Here is a 24,012-nt window from a genome sequence, read left to right as displayed (position 1 = left end):
TCTGGATGATTGCTGAGCAAAAGGGAAGCGTTTTGTTTTATGTGTATTTGTAGGAAATCACGTTGGCCCGTTAAATTAGCCTACACGTTTGCCTAGGATGATGAGGTCCCGCTCGATGCCATCCAATTCAGCAATCCCAGGAAGCTGTGCCCAGTTCTCGAAGCCAAAGCTGCGGAACAGTTTAAGGCTAGGTTCATTATGGCCGAAAATAAAGCCAAGGAGCGTTTTTACGCCTATTTGTGGACATGCTTCGATAGCTTGCTGAAGCAGATAGCGCCCGATGCCTTGGCCACGGAAAGCAGCATCCATGTAAATACTAACCTCAGCCGTACCGTTATAGGCAGGACGACCATAGAAAGATTGAAAGCTAAGCCAGCCGCAAATCCCGGAACTGTTTTCGAGTACCCACAATGGCCGGAAATCCGCAGAATGTTCATGAAACCAGCCTTCGCGGCTTTGTGTGCTGACCATCTCGGTATCGGCTGTGACCATGCGGCTGGCAATCGTAGAATTGTATATACGAACAATCTCTGCTAAATCCGATAGCTGGGCATCACGAATAGTGGTGTTGCTATTATTTATTTTCATCACGTTCACGTCCTTTATTCTTTCCAAGCTTGTTTGGCAGTTGTTTAAACACGGGAAGCAGCTAGCTTTAGCCAGAATCGACTGATGGTTTCCATACCTTTGTCCCAATTAACCAAGTGGAAATGTTCATTGGGGGCATGGAGGTTTTCACCCGGCAAACCAAAGCCGAGCAGCACAACGGGTGCGTCAAGCACACGTCCCAAAACTTCAACGATGGGGATAGAACCACCGCTTCGTGTGTATACAGGAAAAACTCCGTACGTATCCTCATAAGCTTCGGCTGCTGCTACCATCATTGGATTGTTAATAGGTGTAATGAACGGATTACCGCGCAATTGGCGATCTAGGGTCACTTTTACCCCTGGAAGCGATTGGGCATGTATGTGAGCTTCGACAGCATCCATGATCTCTTCCGGCACTTGCGCAGCTACAAGGCGGCAAGCTATTTTAGCCGTTGCGCAGTTGGGGATGATCGGTTTAATCCCTTCTCCTTGAAAACCGCCGCTAACTGAAGTGATTTCCAATGTGGGTCTGGACGTTGTTTGTTCGTAAAAGGAGAAGCCTTTTTCCCCGTATAAAGCATCCACATGCAAATCCGTTTTTACTTTATTGGAATCGGGTTCCACCTGCTTAAAGGCTTCGCGCTCTTGGTCCGATAGTTCAATGACACGGTCATAAAATCCTTTAACTGCAACTCGGCCTTCTTCATCATGAAATGAACTGAGCAATTTGGATAAAGCATGGATGGGATTTTGCACCGCGCCTCCAAATAGACCTGAGTGTAAGTCGCTGTTGGCTCCGTCAACGTTAATTTCGAATCCTGCAAGACCGCGGAGTCCATACATTAGCGCTGGTTTTCCAGGACCTTGCATTTGCGTATCGGAGAGTGTTATGACATCTGCTTTCAGCTTCTCTTTGTACTTGTCCACGAAGGGGGGCAGATGCTTACTGGCAATTTCTTCTTCACCTTCGATGCAAAATTTAACATTAACGGGAAGCTTTCCACATGTTTGGAGAAAAGCTTGAATGGCTTTGACATAAAGCAGCAGTTGACCTTTATCATCGGTACTGCCTCTGCCGAACAGCTTACCGTCCCGAATAATAGGTTCGAACGGAGGTGTTTCCCAAAGGTCTAACGGTTCTGCAGGCTGAACGTCATAATGTCCATAAATCAGCACGGTCGGCATGCCCGGAGCATGTAGCCAATCGGCATAAACGACAGGGTGCCCTTCGGTAGGCATAATGTCGATGTTCTCAAGACCGGCTTGCTGCAGGGATGCTACTATCCACTCAGCACAACGAATCATATCTGGTTGATGCTCGGCAATGGCGCTTATACTTGGAATTCGCAAAAATTGCTTTAATTCTTCTATATGTTGATCCCTATGCGCTTCTAAATAGTTTGTAATTGTTTCAATCATGCTTGAACGCTCCTTCATAATTAACATGTAATGACTGCATCTTTTGTAACTTCCCTAAGAGGAGGCAAAATCCTGCTAACAAAGCCAAGCAAAAGTTACAATTTTAAAATCGTTCATTCCCTGTCAAACTTCAAAATAGGAAATGAGAATCATTGTTATTAAATCCAATTTATAGTATGTTACAAAGGGCTTATTCCCATTCATCGCATATTCCTTCTATTTTCAGCTTATTTTCATGACAATTTCAGCTAACATTCAGTTTCATGAAACTTTTTGGAAGGATGCTTCGTCTATTTTATCATACATACAGTTTAGGAATGTAAAGGAGAGTACACATGGCTGGCTGGTTTAGCAAAAAGGCAGGAGTCTGTCGAATACGCTGACTGTGGTAGAGGATCCCTCAGAGGAATTGAGCTTATCGAATCTAGCGTCTACCCATTCTCCGCTCCTGACCGTAAGTGGCGTGCAGCGTTCCTTTCAAGTGGGCAGCCAGAAGCTTGAGGTTCTGAAAGGAATTGAGATGGAGCTGTATCCCTTGCAATTAGTTATGTTGAAGGGACGCTCAGGTTCAGGGAAAACGACATTGCTCAATTTAATCGGAGGGCTTGATCAACCGAACGAAGGGGAAATTGTGTTTCAAAATCATCCTTTTCATCAATGCAGCGATGATGAACGGACACATATCCGGCGGAAAGAGATTGGATTCATTTTTCAATCCTTCGCTCTGATGCCTTTACTTTCTGCATGGGAAAATGTGGAGCTGGCCCTGCGGATGGCAGGTATTCCGCGCTCACAGTGGAAAGAGCGGGTAACGCATTGTTTAGAGCTTGTTGGTTTGGGTAAACGGATGCATCATCGCCCTTTTGAGCTTTCAGGGGGCGAACAGCAGCGCGTTGCGATCGCGAAGGCCATTGCGCACCGCCCTGCGTTGATTTTGGCGGATGAACCAACAGCAGAGCTGGACTCCCAGATGGGTGCACAGATCATGTCTGTCTTCCGCAGCATTATTGCGACAGAGCAAGTAACCATATGTATGACGACTCATGACCCTACAATTTTGGAGGTTGCCGATCATGTTTACGAAATGGTGGACGGAAGATTCGTCACGTAGCCGGACGATGAAACCCTTAGCAGCAATACTTTTATGTTCTACGCTTTTACTTGCTTCCGGTTGCTCGCTGCTGCCGAAGGAAAAGGAAGAAGAGGCGCTCCCAACGATTAATCCGCCTAAACTGTCCAAGAAGCCGGAATATACGGCGAAAACAGACACCCTTGAAACAAAAGTAAGAGGGAGCGGACGTTTAATGGCTTTACAAGAGGAGAAGCTGTTTTTCTCCGAAGATATGACGGGCAAGCGTATTAGCGCCATACTGATTAAGAATGGGGATTCTGTGCAACAAGGACAGCCGATTGCTGAGCTTGATGTTTCGGATATGGAGAGCGATTTGAAGCGCAAACGGCTTCAAACACGCAAGGATGAGCTGACGATGATCGAAACGCTGCGCAAAGCGGATGAAATGACGCCTGATCAAGTTGAACAAGCCAAGATCGATTTCGAACTGAAGCGGGAAGAACTCGCTAAATTGGACTCACAAGTAAGCAAAGCCAAATTGCTGGCTCCCTTTAGTGGAACGATTGTCACGGTAACTGCAAAAAAAGGGGATACCGTCAAATCGAGTGAATCGGTTGCAACGCTTGCGGATTTGAACCAACTGACTGTGGCCGCCAGTATTAGTGCGGATGATGCGAAGAAAATTTCAATTGGCATGGATGTACTTGTCGATATTAATTCTGCCGGACAGCACAAAGGCAAGGTGAAACTGCTTCCTAACCCTCAAACAGGAGGTAACAATAATAATGGCGGTGGTTATTATCCGGGCGACGGACAAGGTGGTCAGCAGGATTCCATTGACAATTATTTAGTTGTTCAATTGAATGAGTTTCCTCCGGGTATGAATAGAGGAACCCCACTCAGCATCACGATTGTTACGCAAAAGAAAGAGAATGTAACGACAATACCTCTTGCGGCCTTGCGTTCTTATTCCGGTCGTAATTATGTTCAGGTCGTGGATAACCAAGGAAATAAAAAGGAAGTAGACGTGGAAATCGGGCAGCAGACAGCTACTGATGTTGAAATTGTGAAGGGTCTTACACCTGGACAGAAAGTAGTGGGTCGCTAATATGTCCATGCCTATGCTGCGGTTTCTATTTCGGAAAATGTGGAATACCCGCTGGCTGACTCTCAGCACGTTGCTTGGTTTGGTGATGGCGGTTGCTTTCACCACAAGTATCCCGATGTATGCGGACGGATCGCTCAAGCGAGTCGTCGCTAAGTCATTGGAGGAGAAGAGCAGCGGACTTCCTGCAGGCTCACTGCTCATGCGTTATCAGGCTGTTGGGTCAGAGCGTGCAGGGATGGATGAGCTTAAAGACGTCAATGTATACATACAGGATGAAATCCCCAAAACATGGGCTTCCCTGCACAAACTTTTGCGAGAAGCTATACCATCAAGGGCGCTCAAATTTCTCCCGCAGAGGGGACAAAAGCAGATCCTAGCAAGCGACGACAAATGGCCTTAACTTCATTGATGGGTCTTAAAGATCAAGTCGAATGGTCGATGGGGCAAATGGCTGCAGATAAGACGGATAACGGTGTGTTGGAGGCCGTTGTTTTGGATGAAGCTATGTATCGGAACGATCTTCATATTGGAGATGTGTTTAACTATGCTGTTTCAAGCGCAAGCGGCAGTCAGTTGCTGAAAGTGAAGATCGTAGGCTCATTCAAACCCAAAAAGGATACAGACGCCTATTGGTTTCAAGGCTTGGAAGGTTTAATCAACGCACTTATTGTCAGTGATGACGTATTTTTAAAAACGATATTAACGGAGAAGAAAATTCCGCTGCAACTTGCGAATTGGTACTATGCTTTCGATCTGAGAAATATTCAAACAAGCCAGCTATCTCCGCTGAATAACCGTTTGGAGCGTCTGGATATTGAGTTGTCTCAAAAGCTTAAAAATACCAAGGTTGATGTCTCCTTTCAACCGATTCTTACAGAATTCAAATCTCAAAGTGTACAAATGCAAATTTTATTGTTTACCTTAGCGGCACCAATGATTGCCATGGTTTTCTACTATATCGTGATGAATGCTAGACAATCGCTCGATCGGCAGCGCAGTGTAATCGCGATACTGCGAAGTCGGGGAGGAAGCACAAAGCAAATTGTAGGAATTTATTTTTTGGAAGGCTTGCTCCTTGGTGTTCTTGCTCTAATAACCGGACCGTTTATCGGATGGTTTATGGCGAAGAGCATAGGTTCTTCGAGCGGTTTCCTTACCTTTGTGGATCGCAAATCGATTCCGGTCAGCTTTACGACTGAAGCCATGCTGTACGGTGGAATTGCTGTTCTTATTGCGATTCTAGCCAGTGTCATTCCGGCGATCATATTTGCAAGGTCGTCCATTGTGAATTACAAGCAGCAGCTAGCTCGGTCGGATCGCTCCCCTTTATGGCAACGATGGTTTATTGATATTTTACTGCTTGGTGTTGTTGGTTATGGTTTTTATTTGTTCGATCAGCGACAAGTGTTATCGGTGCAAACAGGACTCACAACGGATCAGCTGCAAGTGCATCCCCTGCTGTTTTTTGTGCCAGCGTTATCGATTTTTGCATTGGGGCTTTTCTTTTTACGAGTTTTCCCTTGGCTGTTGCGATTGTTTGGGTGGTTGGGAAGAAGATTTCTGCCCGTTCCCCTTTATTTGACATTAGCTCAGCTGTCTAGATCTGCTAAGGCTTACTATCCGCTCATGCTGCTGCTTATCCTTACACTGGGGCTTGGTGTGTATAATTCTTCGGCAGCACGCACGATTGATCTTAACTCGACGGAGCGGACATTGTACCAATACGGTACGGATGTTGTCATGCAAACCGTCTGGGAGGGCTATTCGGATGATTTGCCGAAAGATCCGAATGCTGGCAAGAACGGCTCCGGAGGAAGTAACGGCGGGGGATCACAAGGCAATGGTGGATCCGGCTCCGGAGGAAACAGTGGAGCTGGCTCAGGCGGAAATCCTGGTGGCACAAAACTCGGAGAGGAAACTCCATCAAAGATGCGTTATGTAGAACCGCCTTTCCAAATTTTTCGCGACCTGGAAGGCGTACTAGCAGCAGCGAGAGTATTGCAAACCAAAGGTAATGTGGTTGTATCAGGTAAATCGACGGGGCAAGGAATGATTATGGGTATCGACAATGCCGATTTTGCCAAAGTGGCTTGGTTTCGTCCTGATCTTTTTCCGGCCCATCCGAACCAATATTTAAATTTACTAGGCAGCTATGAGCAAGCAGTTATCATTTCATCTAATTATGCCAGCAAATACGCGCTTAAAGCGGGGGATTTGCTATCGATTACGATTGGGCAGCAGCCTGTTGAATTCGTGATTGTGGGGATTTTGCCTTATTGGCCAAGTCAGTACCCGGACCAAACACCATTTTTTATTACGAATTTGGAATATCTAAATGATCAAGCACCTGCCATTCCTTACGAGGTATGGTTGAAAATGAAGTCTGACGCGAAGATTGCGCCGATGGTAGCTGCGCTGCAAGCCAAAGGAATTGAACTGGCTTCGATTAAAGATGTTCGCAATGAGCTCATTATTCAAAATAAGCTTCCTGCGCGAGGCGGCGTGTTTGGGATTCTTAGCTTAGGTTTTCTTGTTTCCGTTATTATTTCTCTAATTGGTTATATGCTGTATTGGTTTTTCAATCTCTCCAGTCGCGTGGTACAGTTCGGTGTCTTGCGTGCAATGGGTCTTTCCCGCAAACAACTGACGGGTATGCTGCTGCTTGAACAAGGTTTTACAGCAGGACTTTCCATTGCGCTAGGCATAGGAATCGGTAAACTGACAAGTTATTTCTTTCTGCCATTCCTGCAAACTTCCCAGAATGTGAAGACACAAGTGCCACCATTTCGCGTTGTTTTCGATTCCAAAGATACCTATCAACTTTACTTCGTTGTTATATTCATGATGTTGACAGGTGCGACGCTATTGTTTATGCACATTCGAAGATTGCGAGTCCATCAAGCTGTGAAGCTCGGGGAGGAGAAATAACACATGATCACATGCGAAGGTTTGGTCAAAATATACAAAACCGACGAGATCGAAGTCGTGGCTTTGCAGGGTCTTAACATTCAGATCGATGAAGGCGAGCTAATGGCCATCATCGGGAATAGCGGAAGCGGTAAATCTACACTGCTCAACATCCTTGGAGGGCTTGATCGTCCTTCAGCAGGTCAAGTCAAAGTTGGGGATTGGGATCTGCTCAAAATTACCGATAAGCAGCTTGTCGATTACAAACGGCATACCGTTGGATTTATTTGGCAAAATAACGCACGGAACCTGGTTTCTTATTTGACTGCGCTCGAAAATGTAGAGATGCCCATGATGCTGAGCGGGAACTATGACCCTACTTATGCTAAGCAGTTGCTTGAATGGGTGGGACTCAGCCACAGGATGAATAACAAGCTGCAAGAACTGTCCGGCGGTGAGCAGCAGCGGGTAGCTATTGCGATTTCACTGGCGAATCGTCCGCGTTTGCTGCTTGCGGATGAGCCCACAGGGTCCGTGGATACGAAGACAGCTGATATGATCCTTGCTATTTTTGAACGATTGAATAAGGAGCTTGGTGTAACGATTGTTATTGTAACGCATGATTTATCGATGGCAGGCAAAGTAGGCCGTGTCGTTGCGATTCGCGATGGTATGACAAGTTCTGAGTTCATTGCTCGCGATCCTTCCATCGGTTTGACGGATCGACATGGTCATACAAGTTTAACGAGCGAGGCTCATGAGGAATATGTTGTGCTCGATCGCGCAGGGCGTCTGCAGGTGCCTAAGGAGTACCTGTCCGCTCTGCAAATTAATGGAAAAGCAACAATGGAGTTCGATGGAGAAAAGATTATGATTAAAGCGCCTAAAGTGTTACCTAAGAATGAGGACATAGAACTCAATTCACAAATAGTTGGAGGAAAATCAAAATGAAAATGATCACCCGTAAAATACTGACGACAACCATCTTGCTTTCGCTAGTTGTTCCGCTTGCTGTTGCTTGTACCAAAGGGGAGAAGACCGATGATCAAAAGGAACGTGTGCTCAAGATCGCTACGTCTATGGGCTACGGCGACGATGAATACTTCAGACAGCAATTCACAGAAATATTTGAGTTTGCCAATCCGAACGTGAAGATCGAAATCATCCCCACGATCGATGAGAAATTCCGCTTTGGTAATCAGTCCGGTGAGAAGATGCCCGACCCTTTGGAGAAGTTGAAGGAAATTATGCAGGGAGACAATCCACCGGATATGGTCATACTGGGGTATGAACAATTGCAAGACGTTATCGAAAGCAATCTGCTTACGCAGCTTGATCCTCGTATAACCAAAGATAAATTTGACACAACAGGTATTGTGCCGGCCGTTATTGATGGCATCAAAAATGCAGGCGGAGGTAAGCTCTATGCGCTTGCTCCAACGTTTAATTCGTCGGCCCTTGTCTATAACAAGAAAATGTTTACAGATGCGGGTGTGGATTTTCCAAAAGATGATATGACTTGGGATGAAGTGTTCGATCTCTCCAAACGTTTGGTTAAGGGAGAAGGGGAGAAGCGAATTAATGGCTTCTCATTCTCCACACAATCCCAAGGCGATTTATTTTATGGTATGCAAATGTATACGGCTCCGTTACAATTGAAAATGTTTGATGACAAAGGGGAGAAAATGACCGTTGATACCGATCAATGGGAAAAAGTATGGAGCAAAATGGCGCAGCTGCAAAAAGATAATGTGTTCCCGGAACTATTTGATCCACAGAAGCCGATGAACCGCCAATTTGACCAACAAAATCCTTATAGCTATGATGACTTTATGTCCAGTCGGTTGGCTATGGGTATTATCAACTATTATCAAATCCAACAACTTACGAATGCCAATAAGAGTGCGGCAAGTATCAAAGGTTTTACACCAATTGATTGGGACGTTGTAACGATTCCTTCGCATGCTGAAGCTAAGGGTGTGGGCGGCTCCATCTCCATGAGCGGCATTATGGGGATCAATGCTAAAGCCCAAAACCCCGATGATGCTTGGAAATTCATTAAGTTTATTAATGGAGATGAATGGGCGAAATTGAAATCGCATAGTTCATACAACCTGGTTGCACGTTCGAAATATTTGAAGCCTAAGGATGGATTGGATTTCCATATGGAAGCTTTCTACAAAGTGACACCAGCCCCAATGGAAAACAACATGCAGCTATACCGCAATAATTCGAATATTTATCAAGTGCAAGATATCGGTCGTCAACAATTAAACAGTGTTCTGCAGGGCAAGATTACGGCACGTGAAGGATTGAAGATATGGCAAACACAGGAGATGCGATGCTCAAACAATTGAAAGAAAATCCGACTGCTCCGATGCCAGGGGCGATGCAAGCCATTCCTGCCGGATAGGTATAAAGGGATTCACTAAGGAAGACAAGATTTGAAGGAGGCCATTCATCAACATGAAGATCAAGTTCAGAAACACCCGTTTGGTTACAATTGCCTTATCAGCGACTTTGGCATTGGGTGCTGTCACGCCTGTATGGGCTGACAGCAATCCTTCCTCCATCTCTTCTATGGTTGGCAAGGTAGCTATAACAGGGAGCAGTTATTTTGAATTGAAACAGATCCATGTTTTACCGGATCAAAGTGGGAAGTTAGCCACATTTACGGTTAGTATTCATAATGAAGGCAATAGCGAGCTGCAATTTATTGATTACTGGGTAAGATTGAAAAGTAAATCAGGTAAACAATTTTCTGCACGTTTACTTCCTGCGGATAAGGATAAAAATAGAGTTGCTCCCAGTTCTACGACAGATTTAACTTTTTATGCTACGGTTGACTCAAGTACAAATCTGCAGGATCTCGTTGTACAATTTATTAAATGGGATTTTAGTCAATCCAATTTTGAGCGCGTTTTGGGTGAAGTAGCGGTTCCCGAAACCTATACGGATGTAACACCAGCAGGTGGCACATCTGTCATATCGATTGGCGGTACGGATGTGAATGCATCCATTAAGAAATTTGTCAGTAATAAAAATGAAAAATACCATGTCCCGACCGTCTATGTAACCTTAGAAAATGCCGGCAATCATGCGGTTACTGTTCCTTCGTATCTGTTCTCGATCCGTACAGCGGATGGACTTCTGTACCCATTGGAAGCGAAGGGATTAAAAGATTTGAAAATTAATCCCAAGGAAAGCAAGGAAATTCAGTTATCGGGCTCCATTCCAGTTGCTGTGTCAGCCAACGGTTGGCAGCTTGCAGTTGCGGAGAATATTGCCGATCTGAAGCTGAATGTTTCGGTTGCAGCTTTCCAATTGCCGGTTGTATCTCAGCAAGATGGTGGCTCTGTCGGGAAATCCTACACATTTACGAACAAATCGGGCGTGTATACGACTGAGCTTAACGCGCTGCACCGACTTCCTTGGGAAGATCAAGATCTTTTAACGGCTGATTTGACACTAAGCAATAAAGGGGATCAGTCACTTCCTATTCCTAAGTTGACTGGTTACTTCTTGCTTGATGACGCTGTAAAGATTGATGCCAAGTTGGTACAAACAGCTAAAGTCATTGGATTAGGTGCAGGAGCAAGTGTCAATTTGCAAATTGCCGGTAAAGTCCCTTATACGTATGAATTCTCACATATTAAGCTAGTTCTTCAAGAGAATGAGACAGAGACGCCTTCTAAAGGAACGGAAACCGGCACTGGAACTGCAACGGATTTGTTGGAGTTTTCTACACAAGCTGAGCTTCAAGCGATTCCTTACATAGGAATGGGCGAGTCCTATACGTCCAATGATATTGGACGTAAAGCAAGTATGTGGTGAAGAATGTTTCCACGTATGAGGATAAAACGAATATTATGTATTCGGCTATGGTTGAAGCAACGAACTTGGAGAAACGGTTCACGAATGTATCCAAGCTAGTCGCTAACTTCCGCTCCTCGGACGGGACTGTTTTTCCTGCTACGATCGCCGAGGTGAAAAACAAAATTAGCCCTTCAGGAAAGGGTCTAATCAATGTGTGGGCATCCGTTCCCAAAGGCTACTCAACGGCGAATATGAATTTACTTCTTGGTGAAGCAGTGACTGATGGCAAATTGTCAGAAGGAGAAAAGGCGGTTCCGGACTCCTATGTAAATCCTGTTTCTTATTGGCTGCCTGAAGAAAAGAAGGATGTTGCGACAAAACTGGCGAAGTTGGAATTATTTCCATATACGATCAGTATTGATAAGATCAGTACCTCGATTGCGGATAGTGTGTTTACTTTAAAATTCAACTATGAGCTAACGAAAGAAAAGCTTACGGAAATTAATACCGAAGGTCACAACTTGCTGCTTGTATTTGAGGACGGTGGCGGCATCAAGCGGTTTGAGAAAAAATTTGATTTCAAGGATTTTGATGTCATCAACGGAGAGTCAACACAGGATGAGGATACTAAGATCCGTCTTGGGAAACGCGAGAACTTCAAAATAGCCATTCCTGATTCAGGCCTTATTTTCAATACGCATTTTCTCAAACAGTATACACTGAGTGTTTATGACGAGTTTCAAGGTCAAAGAAAGCTTTTGGCCTCCCAGAAAGCAGATTGGTTTATTACAACGGACTAATTCATACATTGTTTTAAGCGATGGCAATTTGCCACGCTTTTTTTAAGTAGATAAGACAGTATAAGTTTTATACTTTTGCTTTGCATCTACCTTGACAAACGCGGTCGTCCTAGAAGGACGACGGAGTCGTTTATCCTTGGGAAGTCACGTGGAGTCATGGAGGCAAGGCTATCCATATGACCAACTTATGACTGACATATGACTTCTCTCACCTGTTTTTATCCAAATGGCATATATAATGAATTCAGGTCAAGAAAATACATGAAATTTTCAAACCTAGTTTATCTTTTGTTAAGATTTACCACGTATGATGGAAGAAAGCAACATGAGATTTAGAGGAATAAAGCTGGTGATGGGGAGAAGTGAGAATGATTAAGTTAACGGATTTTTCAATGAAAAATGTGGCGGCAATTTTTATCGTCATGGTCCTATTACTGGTAGGAGGCGTTTACTCGACGACCACATTGAAAGTAGAGAGTATGCCGGATATTACGTTTCCGGTAGTCATTGTAAGTACAACATACACAGCACCGCCTAAAGATGTGCTTGATGAGATTACAAAACCGCTGGAGAAGGCGGTAGCCGGTCTGGATGGCTTGAAAAATTTAACCTCCAGCTCGCAGGATAATTACTCCCAGATCATTCTGGAGTTAGAACAAAACAAAAAACCTGAAGATGTAAAGAAGGACGTTGAAAGTTTAATTTCTAACGTGAAGCTGCCCCAAGGCGCGGAAAAGCCAAAAGTGCTGACAGCTGGATTCGCTTCCGAGCCCGTTTATTATATGGCTGTATATGGGGAAAACGGCGTTAATCAAACAGAACTGGATAAATTGTATAAAGATACGATACTTCCTGGTTTTAATGGCTTGAAAGGAATTGACCATATTGATTCCGTAGGCAATCAAGAAGCCGTATTGACGATCAAATTGGACGCGGCTGCGATTAATAATTTTGGATTAGTACCATCTGATGTGTCCTCTATGATTAAAGCCTCGCTCGTCTCAAGTCCAGCCGGAACGGTTGACTTCAACGGAAATTCGCAGATGGTTCGTGTGAAAGGCCAATTCGATACGATTTACAACCTTGACAATTTGAAATTGACAACCAAAACGGGCGATACGCTGCTGCTTAAGCAAGTTGCCAAGGTTGAAGCTATCAGTGAGTCATCTTTCATTACCAGGTTGGATGATAAACCGGCTATTGGTGTGCTGCTGTATAAAACAAAAGCAGCCAATGCGGTTGAATTCGCGAACAGTGCAGATAAACTGATGAAAAATTGGGAAGCTACACTGCCTGGCGTTAAATTCCATATCGTTTTGAACGGGGCTACATCAATTAATGAATCCGTACATGGGATGGTTCAGGAAGGCGGTTTGGGAGCGATTCTTGCTTCCTTAATGATTTTGTTGTTCTTGCGTAATATAAGAATGACACTCATTGTCCTTGTTTCGATTCCATTATCGATCTTAATTACCCTTTTATTTATGGGGCCGTTAGGCATCTCCATTAATATTATGACACTCGGGGGCATGGCAATCGCGGTCGGCCGAGTTGTCGATGACAGTATCGTGGTCATTGAAAATATTTATAGTCAGCTGGAAAGAGCACATGAGCGTAATGAGTCTGTCATTAAAATGGCTACAAAACAAGTATCATCTGCCATTACCTCCTCGACGATAACGACGGTTGGCGTATTTGGTCCAATTGCCTTCGTTAGTGGTGTGGTGGGGGAAGTATTCCGTCCATTCGCGATTACACTAGTTGTTGCGTTGATGTCCTCACTCCTTGTTGCGCTAACTGTCATTCCGATGCTCGCCAAGCTGATGGTTTTGAAAAGCAAAAAAATCGCAACTCATGATGAAAATCATGTCAGCGCGATGGGCCGAACTTATAAGAAGGCACTCGTTTGGTCTTTGAACAACCGAATCAAAACGTTATTAATGTCGGGTGCGGTTTTCATTCTTTCGTGTATTATTGTTATACCACATTTAGCCGTGGCCTTTATGCCTGACAGTGAAACGGATAAACAAGCCATTATTGAATTGAAAATGCCTCGTGAAACATCATTAGATATGATGAATGAAAAATCGAAAGAAATTGAAGCGGCCTTAAAAACTTTTAAAGACAAAGATGGCCATCCAGTTTTTAATTATAATGAAGCGCTTGTCGGATATAACTTTAGCAGCGACAAGTATTCCTACCGAGCCACCATGTTTACTGAGTTTAGTAAAGCCACAGATCCAAAGGAAGCTGTGAAGACATTCAAGAATGAAATCATGAAGCTGATGCCAAAAGGCTCCGATGTGAACGTACAGCTTATTACGATGGGACCACCTACATCGACAGGAGGAGATTTCTCCTATGCTTTAAAAGGCGATGATCTGCTGTACTTACAGGAAGCTTCTAAAATTATCAAAGAAAAGCTGAAGGAATTCCCTGAGCTTAGCGATATTAAAGATAGTATGAGTGACTCCAAAAATGAAATTGAAATTACCGTTGATCAAAATAAAGCCAGATTGTATAGTTTGACAACAGCACAAATTCTCCAAACCGTGAATAATTGGATTTCGGAGGAGAAGCTGGGGGATATCAAATTCGACAATGTGACGTATACCACTAAAGTGCTGCTCAATCCTATCTATAAAGATTCCGTAGATAAAATGGGTGCTTTCCTTATTAAAACACCGACGGGACAAACGATTCAATTGAATGAAATCGCAAAAATTCGTCAAATTGATGCGCCAATCGGAATAAGTCGAGAAGGACAGGAACAAGTGCTCAAAGTATCTGCCAAAATCGACAGTTCGGATAAAGGCGGAGTCAGTTCGAAGGTAACCGCTGAACTTGCCAAGGTCGAGCTTCCTTCCAGCGTTAGCCGAGAGGTGAAGGGGGTTTCGGACGACATTAACAAGAGCTTCATGGAGATGTTCATGGCTATGGGTGCTTCTATCTTTATTGTATACCTGGTCATGGTTCTAGCCTTCGGGAATGCGAGCGCACCTTTCGCGATTCTGTTTTCACTGCCATTAGCAGCAATCGGAGGATTATTCGGACTCTTGATCACTCGAGAATCCTTGAATGTGACCTCGCTTATCGGATTCTTAATGTTAATCGGGATTGTGGTAACCAATGCGATCGTGCTTGTTGATCGTGTTCAGCAGCTCAGAGAGCAGAATTACTCGATACGAGATGCGCTTATCGAAGCCGGCTTAACCAGATTGCGTCCTATCATTATGACTGCGGGGGCTACAATTATCGCATTGCTGCCTCTTGGATTAGGTCTTTCCAAAGGGACAATTATTTCCAAAGGTTTGGCCGTCGTCGTCATTGGCGGGTTGACAACATCCACCTTATTGACCTTGGTTATTGTGCCGATTATGTATGAGCTTATCTATGCTTTCAATAGAAGAGTAGGACGTATGTTTAAGAAAAATGAAAAGACCGATAAAGCAGCTCCAGCTGCACAATAAGCTAAATAGGGGATAAGGAGAAATCGAATATGAAACGTCAGTTGCTTACGATTAAACAAAGTGCCAAATTATTCGGTATTGTCGCGCTGAGCGCGGCAATTGCCGTGGGCTGTTCCGCGACGCCGGCTGCAAGTCCAACAGCTAAACCGGCTGGGGTTGAACAAGGTGTCAAAGTAGTAAAAACCGCTAAAATCACAAAGCAAAAAATCGGTGAGCCCATCGAGCAAGTAGGAGATGTTGTGTCCTCTGTTCAGCTCGATATCGTAGCGAAAGCTGGCGGTGAAGTGATCGAACTTTTGAAGAAACGCGGAGATAAAGTGGAGAAGGGCGATGTGCTTTTCCGCTTGGATCCAACGGATACGCTTATTCAAAAGGATATGAATGCCGTTAATATCAAAAGCGCGCAGGCAGGGCTGAATTCGGCTAAAGAGTCAACTTCAAATGGGATAGCAGATGCCAAGGATGGGGTGTCCAAAATGGAAACCTCTGTCAATGATCTGGAGAAAGCTTATAATAGACTGCATAATGATTATGATTTAGGTTTAGCAACGAAAACACAATTAGAGCAATCGGAAACGACGCTTAACAATACGAAGAAGGATCTAGAGAGCTTGCGAAGGAAGCTTAAAACGCTGCAAGAAACAAATTCATTGGCACAAGCAGAGTCAACCTTGGAAACAGCAATCGTGAGCACTCGCAATGTGGAAAGATCGCTCAGTAACTTAGAAGTGAAAGCACCTGCTTCCGGTGTACTGACGGACTTGAACGTCACAGTAGGTCAGACTTTAACGCCAGGTGGCAGAGTGGGAGAAGTTCAGCAAACCAATCCGGTGAAAATCAAATCTCAGCTTACAGAAACAGCAGCTAATCTTGTGAGAGGCAAGAGTGAACTTACTTTTTATATACCAGACATTACGGCTAAAGCTACGGCAAAAGTGACTTATCTATCCGATGTGATCAACGGTCAATCCAAGGCTTACGATCTGGAATTGGAAGTTGCCAATCCGGACGGGAAATTAAAACCGGGCTCCAAGGCACAGGTTGAATTAACGAAAGAAGCTGAACAGGTTGTGACTGTCGTACCAAGTCTTAGCATAGTCCGCGAAGGCGGCAATTCCTATGTGTACATTGCCAATGGAGATGTTGTTCAAAAACGGAAAGTAGAGTTGGGTCGTTTGAATGAAACGAATCAAGAAATTATTTCCGGAGTGAAAGAAGGCGAAACGCTCGTCGTTTCCGGTCAACATCAATTGAAAGATCAAGATAAAGTAACAGCAACTAGCGAATAACGAATACTGATGAAGCCAGTTCCCCGAACGGAGAACGATTAGGAGGATAAACAAGTGAATAAGACAATGAAAAAATCTCTAGTTACCCTTGCTCTATCTACTGCAATTCTTACAACAGCAGCTTTCCCAGCATGGGCAGCGGAGGCATCCAGTCAGGCATTTGCCGCGGCTGCAGGCACCAGTGCGATTACGAGCTACAATCTCACAGACAACATCCAAGTGGAAATCAAAAGTATTCTTAACGAGCATCAATCCAACACGACCAAATTAGGAGCCGTCATTCGATTCAAGAACACGAGCGGGAAAATCACTCGTATACCTGATTTTGAACTTCGTGTTCATATGGCTGACGGTGTTGCCTATACACTGCAGCCTAGCAGCAAGAATCCGAAATCGATCCAACCCAAGGGTCAACAAGAGCTTAGTTATCTTGCAACCGTAGACCGGAGCGACGATATCGCGCTTACGGATATCAGTTGGGTAGATGTCAATGTGGAGGTTTATCCGAAGCAAGAAACAACGCTGCTTACTGTTCAAACAGATCCATCTACCGTTTGGAACGGAAGCGACAGCACAATTACAAAGCCAGCGGCCATCCTTAAATGGGGTGAACCTTTCACCTTGCCTTCCTTGCATTCGTCTGTTGGATTCATTCCTGTAGATATTCATAAAGAAATTACGGCAAAAGGGGTCTCCACAGTAGTTCAAATCCAAGTAGTCAATCCGACGAATGAACGCCAAACCGTTCCTAGCTTTGGTTTGGATGGCAAGACTGAAAGCAAAGTGTACTCCGGCAATCGTGCGGAAGCTACTGTAACCCTAGACCCAGGCGAGAAAAAATATATTCATATTGTGATTCCGACGGATTTGGATGCTGAATTCTCCAGCTTGAATGTGGTTACCGCAGAGAGTTTCTACACAGCAGGTGGCGACGGTAAATCCTCAGAAGATACCTATCGTGTTGGACGTATCAACATCTTGCTGCCTTCCGGTGCTGCCACACAAGGCGTTATTCCTGCTCCGGATTACACGTTGGGTACTCCTGTTAAACTTGATTCTACCAATAAATTCGTGCCGGCTAATGTGGATGTATCCCTCGTTGAGCTGCATGTGACGAGCAACGAAGAAGATGGTTTCAACACCGCTATCGCTAAGTTTAAATTAATAAATAACAGTGACAGACCCATTCCGATTCCTGCCATCCAAACGGAGTTGGTCAGCAAGGATGGGTACGCATATGCTGGTAAAAGACAGGGTGCCACAGCCCTCAGCGTCGTTCCTAAGGCTTCATACGTTGTAAGCTATTCCTATGCACTTCCTGCTTCCGAAACGGGAGAAAATCTTAAAATGAACTTGTACAGCCAACAAGCAAATGGAGATACTACGTATAAGTCACTCCTTGCAACAGCAAAAGTGCCTGTGCAGAAGAATGAATTAGATCCTAAAATACTGCATGTCTATCCTTATGAAATCGGGATTAAGGATTGGTCCATATCAGCCATCTTCCAAGGCAATATGAGCTATAGCTATAAGTTGAAATTAGAGTTGGATTTGAAACCGGATAAACTGGTGACCGTAGACAAATTCAACAACAATCTGTTGTTTGAATTATTCGATAATGTCGGAAATCCCGTCGGTAGTGCAACAGAAAGCTTATCTGGCGTAGGTCGCTTGTTTAATGGAACAAATACGATCAACTTGAACGCCAATTCCAGCCAACTTGACTTCCCGATTCAAGTAAAAGTTTTCGAATCGTTCACCAATGAATACGGTGAAACCGTAAAACGATTATTAACGACCTTTAAGCAATAGGATGTATGAAGAAAAGAGAAGTCGCTTGGTGGTGCTGCAGAGCACATTACCGTGCGGCTTTTTCTTTTCATTGGTAATGGGGGAGAGGAATCATCCAAGCCCGCTCATAAGGAGGTCTTCATTTGGATAAAATAGAACTATTGATTTTAAAAAAACGGAGTGAATAACAATGCATTGGATTTATTGGGCGAAGCTATATGATTCCAAATTTCAAGCAGGCTGTTTGGCGAAGCGAATGGAAGAAGACTGGTGGATCTATGGATACGAATGTCCCCAAGAAGTGGAAGTATACAAATCCAAAAAAGGACGTTTTGGCGTTCGGTATAACACTTAATTTTAATTGTATTTATCCAAAAATTAATCCTTGACTTTGTCCACGCGTTTGGTGTATATTTATTTTTGTCGCTGTTAAGCGGTTGATCATGACGCGGGGTGGAGCAGCCCGGTAGCTCGTCGGGCTCATAACCCGAAGGCCGCAGGTTCAAATCCTGCCCCCGCAACCAATTTTATTCATTAGGGCCTATAGCTCAGTTGGTTAGAGCGGTCGGCTCATAACCGATTGGTCGGGGGTTCGAGTCCCTCTGGGCCCATATAGTGAAACTCTTGCTGAGCAAGAGTTTTTTTATTTGGTAGATTATAAGGTTCTCTCCTTCCTGGGTGAGAACCTTTTTTTTGTAGATAAGAAAGCATGTCATCATTAGAAGAACATGGCCTGGAAGTTATTAAATTGGTAGCGTTGAAGCGTCTGTGTGCATATGATGTATGAAACTAGTAGAAAGTAGGTGAATGAGAGTGACAAAAGGTTTTGATTGTTCAACGCCTTTAACGGCACAAACAGCTCCTGCTTTCGCTCAAGACGGCTATATGTTCGTGGCCCGATATCTCGTTCCAAGCGGAGTGAAGGCTCTAACCAAAACAGAAGCAGACTTAATTAGCAATTCCGCTCTAAATATTATATCTGTATTCGAGACAACGTCAGACCGTGCACTTGGAGGGCGGAGCGCTGGTTTAGCTGATGGTGCTGCAGCTATACAGGTCGCCGGCAAAGTCGGCCAACCCGTTGGAAGTTGTATTTATTTTGCAGTCGATTTTAATGCGACGAGTTCACAGATGCCGACGATCATTGCCTACATGCAAGCCGCAAGTGAAGCTACTCCAAACTATACGACAGGTGTCTATGGATCTTATGCAGTCATCGAAGCTGTTCAAAAGGCAGCTGTGTGTTCGCATTATTGGCAAACTTATGCTTGGAGCAATGGAAATAAGTCAACCTATGCTAACATTTATCAAAACTTAAATGATGTAATTGAACATGGGATTGCAATCGATCATGATGAATCGTATGGCAACGAAGGCTGGTGGAATACGAAAGTTGCTCCAATAACATATCCTTTAACGATCAGTGATGCCAACCTCTTGATTCCGTTTCTATCCGCTGGTTATACAGCTACCTCTTCAGTGGCTGCGCAAGCGGAATTTCACCGCTTGGCGAATGTGCTGCGCAAAGCCTCAGGGCAACCGGAACAGTAAAACAGAGAGATGGCGAGGAAAAATGCAGCAAGGTTAGATCTTGATTATGGGGAAAAAGGAAAATATATAATTTTATAGATGTAATGGTAGAAAGATACTCCATGAAGACATGATCATAAAAGAAATAGCCCTGCCACTCTATAAGCGGAGTGCCAGGGCTTATTTTATTTGATAGTTGCACTGCGGATATACCAACGCTCATTCAGCGAGGCTCTCTCGAGATGAAAGAGAACCCGTCTGTTAGCGACCGCGGAGGCTCCTTCCGGCGTAGCCGCTACGTCGACTGTGGCATCCGCCTGCAGGAGCTGCGAAGCGTCCTGCTCCGGGAGCTTGGACAGGCGGCGCATGCTTCGCATGTGCACCGCCTGTTCCAGCCCGTGGTGACCTGCAGCAGCTGCAGGTCACCTTGGTTTACAGCGCTGATCCATACGTCGATCAGCGCCCAAGGCGAGAGCTTGCTGATGTAAGGCATAAGCAAGCCAGCGGCACGGTGCACCATGACTTGGTGCGCCGGATCGACTAAGCGGGAGCCATGTGTGACGCTCCCGAGGAAATGGATACAGAAATGGCCGTTGAAGTCATTTCCTGGGATACCATCCCCACCATGCGGCATACCATGCATGGAACCAGCCAACGTGCGGCCGTTGAGCTTCACCAGGACCGCTTTGCGCTCCCAGCTCCATTTGCCGCCGTAGATCGTTTTCAGCTGCGCAGAATCAGCTTTAGTTAGCGGTTGAACATCCGCATGGTTGGATCCCGCACGCCGCTGTCCTTCAAAACTGATGCCGCTCTCTATGTCAGTGATCGTGAACTTACTGTACTTGGGGAGTACCTTACTGGCTTCCTCCCAAGGGAGCAATTCTCCAAAATGTTTAGCTCGAATGGAGATAACATGAGTACGTAAAGTTTCCTGAGACCTATTCGAAATGGTTATCATACGTTTGGAGGTGAGATCGACGACCTCGCCGTTAACGGTAATACCGAAGCTCTGAGGTACTCCTTTTTTATTATAGGTAAGATTGACGTCCGGGAGCAGCGGATCCAAGTAGGGGGCTCCCGTCATTCCTTCATCAAGTTCACGCTGTAATTTGTTATCTGTAAACTGCAGTTCGTTTTGATACTTGGAATGGGGGGTAGCCTTGACGACAAGTTGAAACATATTGGAATTCGCCGCTCCAACAAGATGAGGTGGAGCGCTATGCTTATAGGTAAACCCTGTTAATGCTACTGAGAATAGAAGCGTATAGAACAGCCATCGGAACAAGCTGCTTGCCCGCAATCGCCACATCGTTGACTTCCTCCTAAATATGTTATGAGTAGGGGGCAATGGTCCCACAGTCAAGTTTTTACTAACTTGATGAAAATTATGATCAATACGAGCTAAATGTTTCACGGTATATGCTCGATGATTTGAAATGTGATAAAATGTCACCAGATGTAATCATTTGCCTAAGTCGATGGACGGAAAGAAGGTAAAGCAACATGTCGAATTATTCAAGCGAAAGAAAGCCGTTTGAGCTCAATTTGGGCCCGGATCGAGTGGTAAGAGGGGATTTATATAAGGCTGCAACGGGGTTATCCAAAGGAACATTAATTGTTTGTCACGGCTATAAGGGATTTAAAGACTGGGGAATGTTTCCACATGTCGCCGCATCCTTGGCACAAGAAGTAGATGTGATTGCAATCAATTTCTCTCATAATGGAGTTGGGGGGGATCTGCTAGAGTTTACAGAACTCGAGAAGTTTGCTCGTGATACTTATTCCAAGGACTTGGAAGATTTGCATGCCGTCATTACATATATACGAAATCAGGATTATGAATCCTCTCAAAAGCCGATTCTCCTGCTTGGTCACAGTAGAGGTGCAGCCGTTTGCCTGATTTATGCATTGGATCAGCAGAATGAAATCGGTGGTGTCATTAGCTGGAACGGCATTGCCAATGTTGATTTATTCACGGAGGAAAACAAGGCGGAGATGCGGACATCAGGGAGATCATATACGCTGAACGGGCGTACTAAGCAAAACATGCCGCTAGATCTTGAAATTCTAGAGGATATGGAGCGCAATCGCGATAGGTATGATATCGTAGGCAGAATCAGCGGCGCGACATTTCCGATTGCCCTCATTCAAGGAACGGAAGATGGACAAAGGGGGATTCAAGGCTCAAAAACCATTGTGGAGCGGCATCCAGCTGTGAAGTGGATTCGCATTCCCGAGGGAAATCATACTTTCGGATCGGTGCACCCTTATCAAGGAGAGTCAAGAGCATTGAAAGAAGCAATAGCAGAGACGAACAAAATCATTCAAGAAATGGTAGGGTAGCTATGTCGAGAACATTTTTCATATCCGATCATCATTTTGGTCATAAACCTATCATTGATTTTGAATCCAGACCTTTTGCAGATGTCGAAGAAATGACAACTACCATGATTTCCAAATGGAATGCAGTTGTCAAAAAAGAGGATCACGTTTTTCATCTTGGCGACTTTTCTTTTCTGAACAAAGAGAAGACCCGAGATATTGTATCCCAATTGCATGGATATAAGTTCCTCATTCTGGGGAATCATGATCGAGGAAGATCACGAAGCTGGTGGCTTGATGTTGGTTTGACGAAGTTAGTGAACACGCCATTATTTATAAAAACTTCTTTTTCCTATCTCATGAGCCTATGTATATGAATAAACACATGCCTTTTGTGAACGTGCATGGTCATATTCATGGTCAGAAATATGAGGGACTCCATTATTTTAATGTGAGTGTTGAACATTGGGATTATACCCCAGTAAGCTTCGAATTTATAAGGGACTCTGTTGTGGTGAACGAGGAACAATGAGGTTAGCAGAAAAAAACAGAGCAGTCTAACGGATATCTCCAGTAGGCTGCTCTGCAACTTATAGTCTGATATTATTTCTTTTCTTTCTTCACTTCTTCAACGAAAACGTCACTTGCATCTCGATTACTTTCAAGCTCAAGGATCGTATATTTTTTATCACCAATCATGATGATATCTTCCACTTCCGGTAACGGATCTGCCAAATAAACAGTTCCCAAAAACATATTGCTGCTCTTCAAACGTAAATTCCATCTATGCTGTTGCTTAGTCATTTCCTTTGTTCCTCCCAATGCTCTTATGACATCAAGTTACCATAAATTCAGACAAGAAGAAAGTCTTTCTCGTTTTAAAGGCATAAATAAGAGATTTGCCGCGTTTTGGTAGATACACTAGTTCTGGGTTGTTCATTTAATATTGACAATTATGCTGATTCTTGATATATTACTAATTGTCTTCAAAACGACTTGTTAGCTCAGCTGGGAGAGCACTATCTTGACAGGGTAGGGGTCAGTGGTTCGAGCCCACTACAGGTCATACCACAAAAAGCATTAAAACCCTTATTCTTTAAGGGTTTTTTTGTTATCTATTTTCAGATATATTATTGACTTAGTTTCAGGGGGCGAAATGGGGGGCATAAAATAAAGTTGCAACTCTTTTTACTTTAGGAAACAATCGTCTCATTTAATCTCATGTAAATTTAAAGAAAATGTGATATATTTTTGTGAGTATTTTCCATGTGTAGTGCCTCTTAAAAAGCGACTCATTCAGAATTAAATTAATGAATGGGTCTCTTTTACGTTGCATTTTCGCTTATACTCAATACTCACTCAAATTCACCAGAATGCCCTCAGATAGCTTCCGTATATTGATCCTCATACAAGTATCACCTAACACTAATCACGCTCGCAAGCCCATTTAAATCCTAAATTATTAAGGGAATATTTGTATTGCCTTCCATCGTTCGACACATGTAATATATTCCATATAAACTACAAAGGTAGTTTTGTTGCTTGGCTATCTTGAAGAGTACGCGGCAAAACAGGGTGATGGCGTTTAGGAAATGGAGGTGAAATTTGAGTAGAATCGATATCGGAAAAATTATTGCAGAATCAGTCTTTTGCTATGAGAAAAATGACGGTCAAGGTTTAGTGAATAAAGACCAATGTGCTTGTTACCAGCAAGGGCAAAAGACGTGTAATGCGTTTATGCAACAAGAACTATTTCATAAACGTTATGGTGAGTTAGAGAATGAAGGATTACCTCGAAAAGATATCCTTTCTATTATTGAAAAGGAAATTGAAGGTAAAGAGCACCATTGGTATAAACAAAACGTAAGCAAATGAATGGCAATAGAGTGTTCTATGAG

At 44.0% G+C, this 24,012-nt stretch carries 18 protein-coding genes, 3 tRNA genes and 1 pseudogene; 18 read left to right on the top strand and 4 right to left on the bottom strand.

What is annotated here, in order from left to right; genetic code table 11:
• Positions 1-75 precede the first annotated feature (75 nt).
• Together FU659_RS02715 and FU659_RS02710 are read right to left on the bottom strand one after the other, a co-directional pair.
• Positions 76-588: a GNAT family N-acetyltransferase gene (locus FU659_RS02715; RefSeq protein ID WP_147946119.1), complete on the bottom strand. Its 513-nt coding sequence runs from the start codon at positions 586-588 to the stop codon at positions 76-78.
• A gap of 44 nt (positions 589-632) precedes the next feature.
• Entirely contained in the window at positions 633-2,009 is a 1,377-nt protein-coding gene (locus tag FU659_RS02710) for a dipeptidase (RefSeq protein ID WP_147946118.1), read from the bottom strand.
• A gap of 385 nt (positions 2,010-2,394) precedes the next feature.
• Here FU659_RS02710 and FU659_RS02705 point away from each other — a divergent pair, with 385 nt between their 5' ends.
• The 14 genes and pseudogenes from FU659_RS02705 to FU659_RS02645 all read left to right on the top strand — a co-directional run bounded on the left by FU659_RS02705 (position 2,395) and on the right by FU659_RS02645 (position 19,813).
• Positions 2,395-3,120 (top strand): ABC transporter ATP-binding protein, encoded by a 726-nt coding sequence (locus FU659_RS02705; RefSeq protein ID WP_261807570.1) that lies wholly within the window; start codon positions 2,395-2,397, stop codon positions 3,118-3,120.
• Entirely contained in the window at positions 3,083-4,189 is a 1,107-nt protein-coding gene (locus FU659_RS02700; RefSeq protein ID WP_147946116.1) for an efflux RND transporter periplasmic adaptor subunit, read from the top strand. Before FU659_RS02705 ends, FU659_RS02700 begins: the two co-directional genes overlap by 38 nt.
• Before the next feature lies 1 nt (position 4,190).
• A pseudogene (locus FU659_RS02695) lies at positions 4,191-7,117 on the top strand (ABC transporter permease).
• Positions 7,118-7,120: 3 nt separating this feature from the next.
• Complete coding sequence (locus FU659_RS02690) at positions 7,121-8,047, top strand: ABC transporter ATP-binding protein (RefSeq protein ID WP_147946115.1); 927 nt, start codon at positions 7,121-7,123, stop codon at positions 8,045-8,047.
• The gene (locus FU659_RS02685; RefSeq protein WP_261807569.1) at positions 8,044-9,453 is read left to right on the top strand and encodes an ABC transporter substrate-binding protein; all 1,410 of its coding nucleotides are present in this window, start codon (positions 8,044-8,046) and stop codon (positions 9,451-9,453) included. The genes FU659_RS02690 and FU659_RS02685 overlap by 4 nt, the downstream gene beginning before the upstream one ends.
• A gap of 109 nt (positions 9,454-9,562) precedes the next feature.
• A complete protein-coding gene (locus FU659_RS02680) occupies positions 9,563-10,930 on the top strand; it encodes a hypothetical protein (RefSeq protein ID WP_147946114.1) in 1,368 nt (455 codons plus the stop codon).
• On the top strand, positions 10,924-11,712 hold the full coding sequence (locus tag FU659_RS02675; protein ID WP_222708471.1) for a hypothetical protein: 789 nt from the start codon (positions 10,924-10,926) through the stop codon (positions 11,710-11,712). Before FU659_RS02680 ends, FU659_RS02675 begins: the two co-directional genes overlap by 7 nt.
• A 368-nt stretch (positions 11,713-12,080) precedes the next feature.
• Entirely contained in the window at positions 12,081-15,182 is a 3,102-nt protein-coding gene (locus FU659_RS02670) for an efflux RND transporter permease subunit (protein ID WP_147946112.1), read from the top strand.
• A 29-nt stretch (positions 15,183-15,211) separates the two neighbouring features.
• Positions 15,212-16,471, top strand: a complete 1,260-nt coding sequence (locus tag FU659_RS02665) for an efflux RND transporter periplasmic adaptor subunit (RefSeq protein ID WP_147946111.1) — start codon at positions 15,212-15,214, stop codon at positions 16,469-16,471.
• Between the two features lie 54 nt (positions 16,472-16,525).
• The gene (locus tag FU659_RS02660) at positions 16,526-18,283 is read left to right on the top strand and encodes a hypothetical protein (RefSeq protein ID WP_147946110.1); all 1,758 of its coding nucleotides are present in this window, start codon (positions 16,526-16,528) and stop codon (positions 18,281-18,283) included.
• A gap of 169 nt (positions 18,284-18,452) precedes the next feature.
• Positions 18,453-18,617 carry a hypothetical protein gene (locus FU659_RS35065; protein ID WP_187273854.1) on the top strand — a complete coding sequence of 55 codons (165 nt, stop codon included), beginning with the start codon at positions 18,453-18,455 and terminating at the stop codon, positions 18,615-18,617.
• A gap of 92 nt (positions 18,618-18,709) precedes the next feature.
• Positions 18,710-18,786: transfer RNA gene (locus FU659_RS02655), tRNA-Met, on the top strand.
• A 13-nt stretch (positions 18,787-18,799) separates the two neighbouring features.
• Positions 18,800-18,873 (top strand) — tRNA-Ile (locus tag FU659_RS02650).
• Positions 18,874-19,075: 202 nt separating this feature from the next.
• On the top strand, positions 19,076-19,813 hold the full coding sequence (locus FU659_RS02645) for a DUF1906 domain-containing protein (protein WP_397354920.1): 738 nt from the start codon (positions 19,076-19,078) through the stop codon (positions 19,811-19,813).
• 274 nt (positions 19,814-20,087) lie between these two features.
• On the opposite strand, the gene FU659_RS02640 is transcribed toward FU659_RS02645, so the two are convergent.
• Entirely contained in the window at positions 20,088-21,101 is a 1,014-nt protein-coding gene (locus FU659_RS02640) for a hypothetical protein (protein ID WP_147946108.1), read from the bottom strand.
• A 194-nt stretch (positions 21,102-21,295) separates the two neighbouring features.
• On the opposite strand from FU659_RS02640, the gene FU659_RS02635 reads away from it, so the two are divergent.
• Positions 21,296-22,135, top strand: a complete 840-nt coding sequence (locus FU659_RS02635; RefSeq protein ID WP_147946107.1) for an alpha/beta hydrolase family protein — start codon at positions 21,296-21,298, stop codon at positions 22,133-22,135.
• A 2-nt stretch (positions 22,136-22,137) separates the two neighbouring features.
• The gene (locus tag FU659_RS02630) at positions 22,138-22,491 is read left to right on the top strand and encodes a metallophosphoesterase (RefSeq protein WP_261807568.1); all 354 of its coding nucleotides are present in this window, start codon (positions 22,138-22,140) and stop codon (positions 22,489-22,491) included.
• Positions 22,492-22,717: 226 nt separating this feature from the next.
• On the opposite strand, the gene FU659_RS02625 is transcribed toward FU659_RS02630, so the two are convergent.
• Positions 22,718-22,918, bottom strand: a complete 201-nt coding sequence (locus tag FU659_RS02625) for a hypothetical protein (RefSeq protein ID WP_147946106.1) — start codon at positions 22,916-22,918, stop codon at positions 22,718-22,720.
• A gap of 189 nt (positions 22,919-23,107) precedes the next feature.
• On the opposite strand from FU659_RS02625, the gene FU659_RS02620 reads away from it, so the two are divergent.
• Both FU659_RS02620 and FU659_RS02615 read left to right on the top strand, forming a co-directional pair.
• Positions 23,108-23,180 (top strand) — tRNA-Val (locus FU659_RS02620).
• A 539-nt stretch (positions 23,181-23,719) separates the two neighbouring features.
• The gene (locus tag FU659_RS02615; protein WP_147946105.1) at positions 23,720-23,989 is read left to right on the top strand and encodes a hypothetical protein; all 270 of its coding nucleotides are present in this window, start codon (positions 23,720-23,722) and stop codon (positions 23,987-23,989) included.
• The last annotated feature ends 23 nt before the right edge of the window (positions 23,990-24,012 follow it).

The organism is Paenibacillus sp. N3.4, assembly GCF_008017805.1.
Classification (GTDB): Bacteria; Bacillota; Bacilli; order Paenibacillales; family NBRC-103111; genus Paenibacillus_E.
The sequence above is the reverse complement of the archived record's forward strand: the minus strand, read 5'-3'. Positions and strand labels throughout refer to the sequence as shown.

Bases quoted from the DNA above. Each gene is read 5' to 3' on its own strand.
- FU659_RS35065 (WP_187273854.1), top strand. From the start codon at position 18,453: ATGCATTGGATTTATTGGGCGAAGCTATATGATTCCAAATTTCAAGCA.
- FU659_RS02700 (WP_147946116.1), top strand. From the start codon at position 3,083: ATGTTTACGAAATGGTGGACGGAAGATTCGTCACGTAGCCGGACGATG.
- FU659_RS02635 (WP_147946107.1), top strand. From the start codon at position 21,296: ATGTCGAATTATTCAAGCGAAAGAAAGCCGTTTGAGCTCAATTTGGGC.
- FU659_RS02715 (WP_147946119.1), bottom strand. From the start codon at position 588: ATGAAAATAAATAATAGCAACACCACTATTCGTGATGCCCAGCTATCG.
- FU659_RS02630 (WP_261807568.1), top strand. From the start codon at position 22,138: ATGTCGAGAACATTTTTCATATCCGATCATCATTTTGGTCATAAACCT.
- FU659_RS02670 (WP_147946112.1), top strand. From the start codon at position 12,081: ATGATTAAGTTAACGGATTTTTCAATGAAAAATGTGGCGGCAATTTTT.
- FU659_RS02640 (WP_147946108.1), bottom strand. From the start codon at position 21,101: ATGTGGCGATTGCGGGCAAGCAGCTTGTTCCGATGGCTGTTCTATACG.
- FU659_RS02665 (WP_147946111.1), top strand. From the start codon at position 15,212: ATGAAACGTCAGTTGCTTACGATTAAACAAAGTGCCAAATTATTCGGT.
- FU659_RS02685 (WP_261807569.1), top strand. From the start codon at position 8,044: ATGAAAATGATCACCCGTAAAATACTGACGACAACCATCTTGCTTTCG.
- FU659_RS02680 (WP_147946114.1), top strand. From the start codon at position 9,563: ATGAAGATCAAGTTCAGAAACACCCGTTTGGTTACAATTGCCTTATCA.
- FU659_RS02690 (WP_147946115.1), top strand. From the start codon at position 7,121: ATGATCACATGCGAAGGTTTGGTCAAAATATACAAAACCGACGAGATC.
- FU659_RS02625 (WP_147946106.1), bottom strand. From the start codon at position 22,918: ATGACTAAGCAACAGCATAGATGGAATTTACGTTTGAAGAGCAGCAAT.
- FU659_RS02710 (WP_147946118.1), bottom strand. From the start codon at position 2,009: ATGATTGAAACAATTACAAACTATTTAGAAGCGCATAGGGATCAACAT.